We start from the raw sequence: 13,367 nt of genomic DNA on the forward strand, positions 1-13,367 counted from the left end.
AACCCGGCCCTTCGGCCCACCGCCCAATACCGCCCCGGCACGCACAGCAGAGGAAACCCCACACGACCACGACGGGCACGACGGCCGCGACGTCACGAAGGCGACGTCACCAAGTCCCCCCGGCAGCAGGCCTCCAGACACCCGGACACGGCCGTACACCACCAGGACCGAAAGACACCTCTCCCCGGTTCACGTACCCCTCACCAGCCCACCGGACCGGCCACCCCGGCAACGAAAACCCCCAGGCCCCCGGCACCACCACGCCCGCCCCCACCCCCACCCACTCCGCCCGAGCACCCACCGGCCCAGGACTCCCCCACCCGCAATACACAACCGGCCACCACAGCCAGGAAGCAAGACAACCCGAGGCAAGACAACCCCGGACGACACGGGACGAGGCGAGGCGAGACGAAGTGAGGTGAGGTGAGGCCTGGTTGCAGCCGGCGCCCCGGTAAGCGCCCTGCCCGGCACACGCCGGTCCGCCGCCCAAGGACAGCCGGGGCACCACAAGACCCACAGAGCGCGCGCAACGCGGCTCCCGGCGAGAGCGACGACAGCAGTAAGCGGCCCGTGCTTGACCCCTGACCACGCCGGTCAGCACCCCCACGGCCCCCAGCCGTCCGCAGCCGCCCCCAGACCAGGACGGACCCCGCCCCGGACCACCACCCGGCCACGGCCCGCACCCTTCACACCCAGGCCGCCACCACCCCACCACCCGGGCACCGAACCAGCACCCGAAACGAAACACAGTAGGCCCAACACACCGGCAACACCCCCACGCACACCGCACACCGACCCGGACAGACAGACCACACGCTGTCCCGCCAGGCCCCCACCACACACAACGGCCCCACTCACAACCCGAACCCCGGCCAACCCACCACACACACCCGGCCCGGCAAACTCCACCAGGCCCGCCCGGCCTATCCCGCCCGGCACGCCCATCCGGCCCGGCACGCCCGCCGGGCCCATCCCGCCCGCCGGGCCCGCCCGCCCGTCCGGCAGGGCAGGCCCTCAGTACGGCGCAGTCCCGCGGACCCGACGGCTCACACAGCCGCAGCGGCCGCCGGACCCGGCACCACCGGCAGCACACGCGGCCCATTCGAAATGAACGACTCCGTACGCGGCAGCTCCCCCGGCCCGAACGCCGCCCGCATCCGCGGGAAACGCCCGAACAACGCCCGCAACGCGATCTCCGCCTCCAACCGCGCCAACGGCGCCCCCAGGCAGTAATGCACCCCATGACCGAACGACAGATGCTCCCGCCGCGTCTCCCGCGTCACATCGAACACATCCGCATCCTCCCCGTGCACCCCCCGATCCCGCCCCGCCGCCGCGAACGACATCACCAGCGCATCCCCCCGCTCGATCACCGTCTCCCCCACCCGCACATCCTCCACCGCATACCGCAAAATCGCGTTCGCCCCCGGCGCCTCCACCCGCACCGCCTCCTCCACCACATCCCCCCACGACACCCGCCCCGACCGCACCAACTCCAACTGACCCGGATCCCCCAGCAACAACGCCACCGCATTGCCCAGCAGATTCACCGTCGGCTCACACCCCGCACTCAACAACATGATCAAGTTGTCGACCAACTCCTTCTCACTCAACCCCCCACCCCCACCCTCCACAGCCCCCACGCCACCCGCACCCGCACCCGCACCCGCACCCGCACCTGCCGCGGCCGTACCCGCACCACCCGCCGCGATCAGCGCACTCGTCAGATCCTCACCCGGACAACGCCGCTTGAACGCGACCAGCTCCCCCATCGTCGAATACAACGCCCGGTAATTCCGCTGCGCCTCCACCGACGACACCGCCGTGTCGAAAAACCCGTCGATGATCTCCCGCAACGGCCCCCGGAACTCCTCCGGAATCCCGAACAACTCCAGCATCACCCGCCCCGGCAACGGCAACGCGAACAACTCCCGCACATCCACCACCCCACCCACAGCCCGCCCCGCCGCCTCCTCCACCCCATCCAGCAGACCCCCGCGATCTCCTCCACCCGCGGCCCCAGCAACGCCACCCGCCGCGCCGTGAACGCCGACGCCATCAACCCCCGCAACCGCCGATGCTCCGCCCCGTACGACGTCACCAAATTCTCCACCGACACCCACACCGCCAACGGCCAACTCCCCGACACCTCCCCCCGCCGCCACGCTTAAGCCAATGCCGATACGCATCCTTCGACACCCGCCCATCCGTCAACAACCCCCGCATCACCCCCGCATCCGTCACCACCCACGCCCCCACCCCACCCGGCAACACCACCCGCGACACCGCACCCCGCCCCCGCAACACCGCCGCCTCCCCCTGCACATCCCGCCCCAACCCATCCAACACAAACGGACACCCCCACCCCCAACCGAACCAACCACCCCCACCGGCCCCACCGGACCCGACGGCCCCACCGGACCCGACGGCCCAGCCACAACCGCCCCACTCCCCGCCAGCCCGACCGACCCCACCGGACCCGACGGCCCGGCCACAACCGCCCCACTCCCCGCCAGCCCGACCGGCCCCACCGGACCCGACGGCCCAGCCACAACCGCCCCGCTCCCGGTAAGCCCCGGCCAGCCCGACCGCCTCACTCCCCACCGGCCCGACCGCCTCCAGCCCAACCGGCCCGGCCACAACGGCCTCACTCCCGGTAAGCCCGGCCGTCTCACTCCCCGCCAGGTAAGCCGCCCCGCTCACAGCCGCCTCGCCCCCGCCCAGCCCGTCCAGCCCGTCCAGCTCACCGCGACCCTGCTCACGCCCATCCAGCCGACGCACCATCAGACCCTCCCCGCAGACAGCGAAAACACCGGAAAAACCACAACGACACGAACCAACACAGCAATACGAACAAGCACCAACAACAAAAAACCGTCACAAAACGCCAACCCACAGCACCACACGGCCCACCCCGCCCCACACCAGCACCCCCGCCGCCCCACCACCCGCAACTCCCGCAACTCCCGCAACTCCCGCAACTCCCGCAACCGCACCAGCCGCAACCACCCGGCACCACGCCACGAGAACACCGTAAGCACACCACCCCCGCACCCCCACCAGGAACGACGCAGACACCACACCCACACCGGCCCCCGCCCACCCGCACCAAAGCCCCGCACCACCCCCCAACCCGCACCCCCGACCCCCGCACGCCCCCCCGGCTTGCCCACCCCCACACCCCCCAGCACCGGACCAGCCCGGCACCCCCCACCAGCACCACCACCCACAGCACCGGCCCGAACCCTCACACCACCCGCACCCGCACCCGCACCCGCATCCGTGCCGGTGCCGGTGCTTAAGCCGGGCAGGTCCGGACCTGCCCAAAACAGCACCAAAACCAAACCGCTCAGCCGGTTTCACCATAGCCCCCGGACCCGCCACCCACGAGAGCCGAACCCCCACCACCACCCCCGCCACCGAGCCTCGCACAGCACCCCGCACCCACGGAAGACACCACCAGAACGGAATACAACCCCCGTTTACCCGGGAAGATCCCCACCCCGCCCCGAACCCCCGGCACCCCGCCCGCCCACCCCGCACACCCGACCACCGACCGCGAAATTCCCCGCCCACCCTTGAAAAGAAAACCGGTAGGTTCGTATCTTATGACCCTGCACGGTCGATCCCAGCCCACCCAACGGCGCAACGGAGACACCCATGACCCTGCTCACCGTCCACCAGGACAACCACCCCACCCCCACACCCGCCACCCCCGGGCCCGCCACCACCCCACCCCCACACCCCACCCCCATGCCCCGCCTCACCACCACCGTCCCCCGCGAATACGTCCACCGCTCAAGCCTCGCCGAGGTCTTCCTCACCGGCAGCGAAAAAACCGGCGACAACCACTACACCCTCACCGCCCAATGGCCCCGCGCCCACACCTTCTACACCACCCCCGACGGCACCCACCACGACCCCCTCCAAGCCGCAGAAACCATCCGCCAAACCGGCCTCTACCTCGCCCACGCCGAACTCGGCGTCCCCCTCGACCACCACTTCCTCATGTGGAACATCCACCTCACCACCCACCCCCAACACCTCCACATCGGCCCCACCCCCACCGACCTCACCCTCACCGCCACCTGCACCACCCTCCGCTACAAAGGCAAACGCCTCGCCGACTTCACCATGCACATCCACATCACCCGCGACGGCCACACCACCGCCACCGGCGGCGGCCAATTCACCTGCCTCACCCCCACCACCTACCAACGCCTCCGCCAACCCCACACCACCCACCCCACCCCCAACCCCCACCCCCCACACCCCCACCGACCCCACCCCCTACGGACGCACCCTCCCCCTCGACCTCGTCCTCACCCCCACCCCCACCCCCCACACCTGGCAACTCACCCCCAACCCCCACCACCCCATCCTCTTCGACCACACCACCGACCACATCCCCGGCATGGTCCTCCTCGAAGCCGCCCGCCAAGCCACCCACACCCACACCCACCCCACCCCCACCCACCTCACCACCCTCCACGCCACCTTCCACCGCTACACCGAACACCACACCCCCACCTACATCACCACCCACACCCACCCCAACACCAACACCAACGTCGACGACAACACAGACACCAACACCACAAACACCAACGACAACAGCAACCACGCCGACAACAACAACATTGACGACAACGGCAACGGCAACGGCAACGGCACACACAACGAAGACAGCACAAACACCACCCCCGGCACCCGCACCACCCACATCACCGCACACCAAAACAACACCACCGTCTTCACCGCCCACATCACCACCACCCCCACCCACCACCACCCCTAACCCACAACCACCCGGGCACCACCCCGCACCACCCGGGCACCCCGCACCCCGACCCCCCAGAACCCGACACCGGCACCCACCCCGCAAAGCCCCAACAACCTTGCCGACCAATGCACTCGACCTACCGCCCGATCAAGGCCTCGGCGCACCCTCGGTCGTCGAGGTAGCACAACGCACGGAAGCCAACAGCGCGGCGCTCAACCGGCGTTTCACCAACCGCCAGCCCCTTCTCATCGCCTGCGCAGCAACCGCGGCCAACCGCCTCACCAGCGAAACCAGCCCACCCAGGACACCCTGGCGCGCATCAGCGAAACAGTGGCCCGTTCGAGGAACCCGCAGTCAGCCCAGTGGCCCACACCCGCTTCGCCCCACAGCACCGCTCAAGCCACCGCCCCTGACCGCCAACCGCCGGGGCCATGAGAGCGAGCGCCATACAAGCACCGGCCTGAACGCGCTCCCCCCGCTTCCCCTCACCCTGCTAACGCTCGCCGCCGCGACACCGAGCTCAGTCGTGGGACCTACAGGAATCTCCACATCCACCCCCACTCACGAACGACAACGACGACCGCCACCCGTTGGCGGATGCGGCCATGGGCTGCCGACTGCAGGCTGGAGTGGAGCCGTGAGACTCAGTCGAGCCGCCCGGCCGACAGCGGCGAGCACAGCACAACACCACGCAACCTAACCCCTCACTCACTCATGGAAGGTTATATACTTGGTGTCCGGCTCCAGAAGGAAGTGGCCGCCAAATTCCCGCGGCAGCACGCCTGCCTTCGCCCATGGAGTGCCGTCGCCGGCACGGATGGCTCCCCGAAGACACTAACTTCCGGAAAGGAAGCGTCCGTCCGGATGCCATCTCAAGACCGCCGCCCACAAGACCGTCCCCACCGACATCCGCCCCCACCTCGAAAGGACACCGCCATGACCGGACCCCTCAAGGGAACAACCGCGCTGGTGGTCGGGCGGGCCGGGGGTATCGCCCGCGCCATCGTCATCGCGGCTCGCGACGCGGGAGCCGACGTCGTAGCCGCCGGCCGTGATCAAAAGACTCTCGCCGACGCCTACGCAGGCGAACCCGGAATCACGACAGAATCCGTCGACCTCACCGACGAAGCTTCCGTCGCCGCCCTCGGCGAGAGACTCGGCACCGTCGACCACGTGGTCTCCACCGCCTCCGCTCGGGCACGCGGCCGCGTCGCCGATCTGGACCGCGACGCGGTGAGGCTCTCCTTCGACACCAAGGTCATCGGCCCGCTCATGCTGGCCAAGCACCTGGCCCCCCGCATCCCCGCGTCCGGGTCGTTCACCCTCTTTTCCGGCGTCGCCGCAGCGAAGATCGCGGTAGGCACCCTGGCCGTGGCCATCACCAACGGCGCCGCCGAAGTCCTGGCCCGTTCCCTCGCCTTGGAGCTGGCCCCGATCCGTGTGAACGCCATTTCGCCCGGGGTGATCGACACCGGCGCCTGGGACGGTTTCGGGGAAGAAGGCAAGGCGGAGTACTTCGCCGGCATCCGCGCCCGTAACCCGGCCCGGCGCATCGGTACCACCGACGACGTCGCCAGCGCGGTGCTGTTCGCGATGACCAGTACTTTTCTGACTGGCGAGACGGTGCACATCGACGGCGGCGAGCCGCTCAGCTGACCCCGGCCGCGCACGACACAGAGCCCGGTGCCGGACCGCGGCCTGTCCCGCCGGGTAAGGAGTGGTGCCGCGAGCCGACCGGAACACGGCCGCCCGCCACACCAACTGATCGCGGACCGTCTTGGCGTACCCGACGTACCGACGTACCCGGTGTACCCGGCATGCCCGCCGGCCTCAACGGCCTCAACAACCTCAAGACCGATGGGCCGGCCGACCTGCCGCGCCGTGAAGTGTTCGGGAAGGTGAGACCGTCGCGGCCGTCGCGGTCGTCGCAGCACGCAATTCGGTCAGCACCTTCTCCCTCCAGATGCAGCAACACGTGCCGCCCGCCCGGGAAGGGACCGGTGAGAGACGGACCGGCGAGACAGACCCGTGAACCGGACCACCGCAGCCAGGCCGCACGACCTACCCATCCGTCATGCCCGCGCCGAGGTCCGTCGGGCCGAGTTCGTGAGGCGTTCCGCGAACGCCTCGACGAGGCCGCGGAGTTCGTCCGGGCGGTCGATGACGAACGGTCTGTCCAGCGACGCGAGCACCGCGGGAAGCCAGTCGAGCCTGTCCACACGCAGGTCGACGCGGGACCAGCACTCGGTCACCGGCTCTGCGCCGCCCGGGGACGGCTGCTCCTGCACGATCGCGACGCCGGCGGGAAGGCGGGCGTGGATCTCCTCGGCCGTTCCCTGGACTCGCAGCGTCACCTCATGCTGGTACGGAGCCGTGGCGAGCCCTGTCAGGACGCGCTTCGCCGGGTCGAGTCCGGCGGGCGGTTCGAACGTGCCGGGCAGAGCCCTGACATCGGTGATGCGGTCCAGCCGGAAGGTCCGGTCGTCCTCCGCCGTGAGATCCGCGGCCGTCAGATACCACTTGCCCGAATGGGAGACAACTCCGTACGGGTGCAGCGTGCGTTCGCTGCGCCGCCCGTCGGCGGCGGTGTACCGAATGGCGATCGGCCGGTGATGACGCACCGCGTCGGTGATCGAGAGCAGGACCGTGGATTCCGCGGCGACCGCCTCGCCGGGCGGGACGGTGAAGGTAAGGGATCCGGATACGGCATCGAGTCTGCGGCTCAGCCGCTCCGGCAGTACCCGCCGGATCTTGGCCGCCGCTGTCTCACTCGCCGTACCCGTGGCCGTCGTCAGGCCGGCTCGACGGCCCGCGACCAGTCCAAGGAGCACCGCGAGCGCTTCGTCGTCGCTCAGCATGAGCGGAGGCATGCGGTAACCGGTGGCCAGCCGGTAGCCACCGTAGCGGCCGCGCACCGACTCGACAGGTACGTCGAGGTCGACGAGGTGGTCGACGTAGCGCCGTACGGTCCGTTCGTCGACGCCGACCCGATCGGCGAGTTCGGCCGCCGTCCGGATACCGCCCGACTGCAGGAGCTCCAACAGGGTGAGTACACGGGCAATGGGTCGGGGCATGCTCAGAAGTCTCCCATTCATACCGGGCGGGTTCCGCCCGGTACAGGTCGTAGCCTGCGATCAGGAGCACCCACCGACCAGGAGTACGTCCATGAACTTCGTCTCTGTCCGCATCATCACGGGCGACGTCGCCCGCCTCGTCGACTTCTACGAGCGCGCCACCGGAGTACCCGCCAGCTGGTCCAACGAGGATTTCGCCGAGATCAGGACGGCCTCCGCCACTCTCGCGATCGGCAGCACCCGCACCGTCCCCCTGTTCGCGCCCGGCTCGGCCCGCCCGGCCGACAACCACAGCGTCATCATCGAATTCCTCGTCGACGACGTGGACCGTACGCACAAGAACCTGACCGACTTCGTGACGGACTTCGTCAACGAGCCCACCACGATGCCCTGGGGAAACCGCGCGCTCCTGTTCCGTGACCCCGACGGGAACCTGATCAACTTCTTCACCCCCGTCACGCCGGACGCCATCGAGAAGTTCGCTCGCTGAACACCTCAGGGCGACAAGCTGCCAACCCCCTTGCCTCAGGCGTCGGTTGGGCCCGCGTCTCGGTCTCCCCCTCGCGACCGTGCCCGCCTCCGGTGGGGAGGCGGGCACACAGTGAGGCGTGGTCCGGCGTGATCGGACCTCTGGCGATCTCTACGCGTACGGAGCCTTGGCCGCGGGTTCCCTCACGACCGCGGGCTCGGTGCCGCCTTCGCTGAGGCCGTACCGTCCGTGGAGCTTCCGCAGGAAACGGGGCGCGTACCACGCCGAGCGGCCGAGCAGGCGCATCGCGGCCGGTACGAGGATGCCGCGTACGGCGACGGCGTCGATGAGGACGGCCAGCCCGCTGCCCAGTCCGAACATCTGCATGAAGCTGAGCTTGGCCGTCCCGAACGCGAAGAAGCTCACCGCGAGCAGGCAGGCCGCGGCGCTGACGATGCGTCCCGTGTGCCCGAGGCCGTTGGCCACGGCGGACTCGTTGTCCTCGCCCGACTCGTGGAGTTCCTTGATCCGGCTGGTGACGAACACCTCGTAGTCCATCGAGAGGCCGAAGGCGATGCAGAACATCAGCACCGTCATCGACACCTCCATCGGCTGCGCGGTGAAGCCCAGCAGCGAGGAGAGGTGGCCGTCCTGGAAGATCCAGGTCATGACGCCGAGGGTCGCCCCCAGGCTGACCATGTTGAGGACGAGCGCGCGCAGCGGTTGCACGATGCTGCCGGTGAACAGGAACAGCAGGAGGAAGGTGGTGAGGACGACCAGGGTCACCGCGAGCGGGAGCCTGCCGGCGATGGAGTCCTTGGCGTCGACCAGTACGGCGTCGGTTCCACCGACCAGGGGTCGCGACCCGGCGGGCGGGGTGACCGCCCGCACCTCGTCGACCAGGCGCTGTGCCTCCGCCGACTTCGGTGCCAGGGTGCTCACCACGTCGATCTGCTGCGCGCCGGGGCGGCCGAGCGCGGCGCTGCCGGAGCCGGTCGCTGTGGAGCGTCCGTCGGCGTAGGTGCCTGTGCTGGTCTCGACGTGGACGACGCCTTCGAGTTCGGACAGTGCGACCGCGTACGACCGCAGGGGGGCCATGCCCAGGGGCTTGTCGATGACGACGTGGAGAGCGGCGTCGTCGGTGCCGTTGAAGTCCTGCCGTAGTGCCGACGCGACCTGGCGACTGTGGGCGGCCTCGGGCAGCACGCGTTCGTCGGGCGTGCCGAAGGAGATCCCCAGCAGCGGGCTCGCCGCCAGCAGCAGTACCGCGAGGACCGGCAGCGCGGTGAGCGCCGGTCGCCGCATGACGGTGCGGGCCAACTGTCCCCACAACGGCACACGGGTGTCGGTGCGCCGGGGCTTCGCCCACGGCAGCCGCCCGCTGTTGACGCGGTGACCCAGGACGACGAACAGGGCCGGCATGACGAACAGGGTGCTGACGGCCGCGATGGCGACGACACCGACCCCGGCATAGCCGAACGAGCGCAGGAAGTACTGCGGGAACACCAGGAGCGCCCCGAGCGCGGCGGCGACGGTCGCGGCGGAGAACGCGATCGTTCGTCCCGCGGTGGTCACTGTGCGCCGGACGGCGTCGTCCACGCTCGCCCCTGCCGCGAGCTGTTCCCGGAATCGGCTGACCATCAGCAGGGCGAAGTCGATGCCGAGGCCGAGGCCCAGTGCCGTGGTCAGGTTGACCGCGAAGACGGAGACATCGGTGACGCTGCCGAGGACGAAGAGCTCCGCGAACGTGCCCGTGATGGCGATGGTTCCGATGGCCAGCGGCAGCAGCGCCGCGACCACGCTGCCGAAGACGACCAGGAGCAGTACGAGGGTGAGCGGTACGGCGATGGACTCGGCCAGGACAAGATCCTCGCCGGACTGCTTCCCCATCTCGCTCGTCACGGCGGCGCCGCAACCGGCCCGGACCGTGAGTGCGCCTTCGTACGATCCGGCGTAGGCGTCGATGACGCTCTTGGCGTTCTCGTCCCGCTCCGTGCCGTCGCCCCTCACATGGGCGAGCACCAGGGCCTCGCGGCCGTCCTCGGAACGGAGGTCGGCACTGGCCGTGTCCCAGTACGCGACCACGTTCCCCAGGTTCCGTTCCTTCTTGAGGTCGGCCACCAGGGCCAGGCCGCTGCGCCGGGCCGCCGGGGCGTCGACACGACCCTCGGACGCCCGGACCAGCAGGACCAGGTTCGTCTCCCCGCCGAACTTCTTGTCGATGACCTCCGCGGCACGGCTGGACGAGGATGCCGGATCGTCGTAGCCGCCCCCGAGTAACTTGCCGAAGGCGCCGGCGCCCGCGGCACCCATGAGGGCCACGGCCACTACGGCGACGACCAGTACCAGCCGGGACCGGCGAATCACCAGTTCGGCTATGCGTTCAAACACGCACGATCTCCTTTGCGTCCTCGCGTGACAACAAGATCAAGCGACGGATGTACGGGGGGACCCCAACTCGGGCCTCCAACGGTCCTGTTCGTCCCGACGGGGGCGGATGCGATGACGCACCTCGTCGCCGACACGACGCTAGTGAGCCGGCGGAAGATTTGGCAGTGTCAGATTTTTCTCACAGTCCGCAACTTCGCGGTGTGCGGGTGGAGTTACCGTCGTACGGTCGTCGCATGCCCACTGACGAACACGCGGCCGCCCCGCTCTCCCTGCGCCGGCGGCGGCGGGCGGCGGCCGTCCAGGAGATCCTGGACGCGGCTGAGCGCCATATCGCCGAACACGGTCCCGCGGCCCTGTCCCTGCGCGCGATCGCCCGTAGCCTGGGAATGACCGTGCAGGCGCTCTACCACTACTTTCCGAGCCGGGACGACCTGGTCACGGCGCTCATCGCCAAGGCCTACGACGCCTTGACCGAAGCCGTGCAGGCCGCTGTCGACGCCGCCACGGACGACTCGCCCCAGGGGCGGGTGCTCGTCGCGGCCGAGGGGTACCGCCAGTGGGCCATCACCCATCCCGAGCGGTTCCAACTCCTCTACGGAACCCCGCTGCGGTACTACGCGGCCCCCGTCGAGGGCCCGACGACGCAGGCCGTGCGGCGGATGAGCGCGATCTTCGAGCGGGAGCTGTTCGACGGGTTCACCACCGCACAGCTCGCCGCCGCCGACACCCCTGGTCTCTCGGCCGAGCTGCTGGCATACCTGGACCAGTTGCCGCCGACCGGTCAGCGGGACCTCCCGCCCCCCGCGACCGCTCTGGTCCTGAGCGCGTGGGGACACCTGCACGGCCTCGTCGTCCTCGAGGTGTTCGGGCACACCTCGTTCCTCGGTGACCACCAGGCCGAGATCTTCCGCATGGCGATGCGGAACCTGTTCCAGGACATCCACAGCCGGATTCCCGTCGCCGGACCGGGCACCACGGCAACGGATCCGCACCCGCGGGAACAAGCCTCTTCAGCCGGTCGATGACCCGCGTGGCCGAAGGCCCGGGACACTCATACCGTCCGCCGACTCGACCTGCTCGTCCGGGCGTTGCGTCGTTCCGGTCGGCCGCCGCGCCAGGGCGACGGCGCCCTCAGCTCAGCGCTGCCGCACGGTAGGGGCGGAAGAACGCCCGCAGTTCCTCCGCGTACAGTTCGGGTTCCTCGAACGGTGCGAAGTGCCCGCCGCGCGCGGGTTCGTTGAAGTACGCGACGTTCGCCGTGCGCTCGAGCCAGGCCCGCGGCGGGCGGACGATGTCGCCGCGGAACAGCGAGAAGCCGGACGGCACGTCGACCCGGCGGGCGAGCTGCCCGGGCGGGATCGCGGCGTTCGCGTGGTACATGCGCATCGACGAACCGATCGTCCCCGTAAGCCAGTAGAGCGTGGCGTTCGTGAGGATCTCGTCCTTCGTGAAGCTCCGTTCGATGTCGCCGTCGCAGTCGCTCCATGCCCGGAGCTTCTCGACGATCCATGCGGCGAGCCCGGCCGGTGAGTCGGTGAGCCCGACGGCGGCGGTCTGGGGCTTCGTGCGGTGCATGGCACCGTAGGCACCCTCGCTCGCGCCCCAGGCCGCGACGTCGTCGAACCATGCGCGCTCCTCGGGGGCGAGCTCGGCCTGGTCGCCGGTGAAGACGGGCAGGCCCCCGTCCATCCGGTGGACGGCGACGACCCGGTCCGGGTGGTCGAGCGCGAGGTAGCGGCTCACATGGCTGCCGACGTCCCCGCCCGCCGCGCCGAACCGCGCGTAGCCGAGGACGCTCATGAGTTCGGCCCACAGTCCGGCTACGGCGATGGAGTTGAGCGGCGGGCCGGTGGGCCGGTCGGAGTAGCCGTAGCCGGGCATGTCGGGCACGACCACGTCGAACGCGTCGGCCGGGTCGCCGCCGTGCGCGCCGGGGTCGGTCAGGAGTGGGATGACCTTCGTGTAGCGCCAGAACGAGTCCGGCCAGCCGTGGCTGAGGACAAGGGGCAGGACGGGGCCGGTCGGCGCGACGGCACGGGCGTGCACGAGGTGGATCCCCAGGCCGCCGAGCCGGATGCGGTGGCGGGGCAGCCGTGCGAGCCCCGCCTCCTGCGCCGCCCAGTCGAACCCGTCCGCCCAGTAGGCGACGAGTTCACGGAGGTAGGCGATGTCGGTCCCGAGACCCCACCCGGCGTCCTCGGGCGCGTCCGGCCAGCGTGTCGCACGCAGCCGCGCGCGGAGATCCTCGAGCGCCGCGGGCTCGGTCTGCGGGGTGAACGGCTCCAGGCCAGGCAGTGCGTCCGACATGGCACGCATGCTAACGCTCCGGAGACGACCGCCGGATCAGGACCCGCGCGCCGTCGCACACGCGCGGCAGACACGTGCGCGACAGCACGGCACCACAGGCGACGACGTCCGCGGACTCCCCGGCCCGACCCGGTCGCAGCCACGTCGGACACTCCCGCCTCGAACTGCGGCTGCCCCATTCCGACGCCGTGCCCCACCCACCCGGACGACGCGACACAACTCCCCCCACTCGCACCAGAATTCATTTCACGTTGAACCACCAAGATCTATGCAAGCGCGCCCACCGTACCGATCCTTGTTGTCATGCACCTGCGGCCCGACTGGCGGGCGGCAGATTCATGGA

9 protein-coding genes and 1 pseudogene are annotated in these 13,367 nt (G+C 69.9%); 6 read left to right on the forward strand and 4 right to left on the reverse strand.

The features are described from left to right. Positions 1-1,046: 1,046 nt before the first annotated feature. Positions 1,047-1,979 carry a cytochrome P450 gene (locus HEP85_RS01320; protein WP_369657544.1) on the reverse strand — a complete coding sequence of 311 codons (933 nt, stop codon included), beginning with the start codon at positions 1,977-1,979 and terminating at the stop codon, positions 1,047-1,049. Positions 1,980-2,042: 63 nt separating this feature from the next. On the opposite strand from HEP85_RS01320, the gene HEP85_RS01325 reads away from it, so the two are divergent. From HEP85_RS01325 to HEP85_RS01340, 4 genes and pseudogenes are all read left to right on the forward strand, one after another. Then, on the forward strand, positions 2,043-2,171 hold the full coding sequence (locus HEP85_RS01325; protein ID WP_369657545.1) for a hypothetical protein: 129 nt from the start codon (positions 2,043-2,045) through the stop codon (positions 2,169-2,171). 1,582 nt (positions 2,172-3,753) lie between these two features. Further along, positions 3,754-4,137, forward strand: a pseudogene (locus HEP85_RS01330) (AfsA-related hotdog domain-containing protein); the annotation flags it as partial. Positions 4,138-4,405: 268 nt separating this feature from the next. Beyond that, a complete protein-coding gene (locus tag HEP85_RS01335; RefSeq protein ID WP_369658100.1) occupies positions 4,406-4,798 on the forward strand; it encodes an AfsA-related hotdog domain-containing protein in 393 nt (130 codons plus the stop codon). Between the two features lie 921 nt (positions 4,799-5,719). After that, the gene (locus tag HEP85_RS01340) at positions 5,720-6,439 is read left to right on the forward strand and encodes an SDR family oxidoreductase (RefSeq protein ID WP_168525367.1); all 720 of its coding nucleotides are present in this window, start codon (positions 5,720-5,722) and stop codon (positions 6,437-6,439) included. A gap of 416 nt (positions 6,440-6,855) precedes the next feature. Here the strand turns inward: HEP85_RS01340 and HEP85_RS01345 are convergent, their stop codons facing one another. Next, entirely contained in the window at positions 6,856-7,857 is a 1,002-nt protein-coding gene (locus HEP85_RS01345) for a YafY family protein (protein WP_168525369.1), read from the reverse strand. 91 nt (positions 7,858-7,948) lie between these two features. On the opposite strand from HEP85_RS01345, the gene HEP85_RS01350 reads away from it, so the two are divergent. Beyond that, positions 7,949-8,347 carry a VOC family protein gene (locus HEP85_RS01350; protein WP_168525371.1) on the forward strand — a complete coding sequence of 133 codons (399 nt, stop codon included), beginning with the start codon at positions 7,949-7,951 and terminating at the stop codon, positions 8,345-8,347. A gap of 150 nt (positions 8,348-8,497) precedes the next feature. Here the strand turns inward: HEP85_RS01350 and HEP85_RS01355 are convergent, their stop codons facing one another. Next, the gene (locus HEP85_RS01355) at positions 8,498-10,717 is read right to left on the reverse strand and encodes an MMPL family transporter (RefSeq protein WP_168525373.1); all 2,220 of its coding nucleotides are present in this window, start codon (positions 10,715-10,717) and stop codon (positions 8,498-8,500) included. 233 nt (positions 10,718-10,950) lie between these two features. Between HEP85_RS01355 and HEP85_RS01360 the strand changes: the two genes are divergently transcribed. Next, positions 10,951-11,742, forward strand: a complete 792-nt coding sequence (locus HEP85_RS01360) for a TetR/AcrR family transcriptional regulator (protein WP_168525375.1) — start codon at positions 10,951-10,953, stop codon at positions 11,740-11,742. Positions 11,743-11,848: 106 nt separating this feature from the next. On the opposite strand, the gene HEP85_RS01365 is transcribed toward HEP85_RS01360, so the two are convergent. Beyond that, positions 11,849-13,024 carry an epoxide hydrolase family protein gene (locus tag HEP85_RS01365; protein WP_168525377.1) on the reverse strand — a complete coding sequence of 392 codons (1,176 nt, stop codon included), beginning with the start codon at positions 13,022-13,024 and terminating at the stop codon, positions 11,849-11,851. Positions 13,025-13,367 lie beyond the last annotated feature (343 nt).

Source organism: Streptomyces sp. RPA4-2, assembly GCF_012273515.2.
GTDB lineage: Bacteria > Actinomycetota > Actinomycetes > Streptomycetales > Streptomycetaceae > Streptomyces > Streptomyces kaempferi.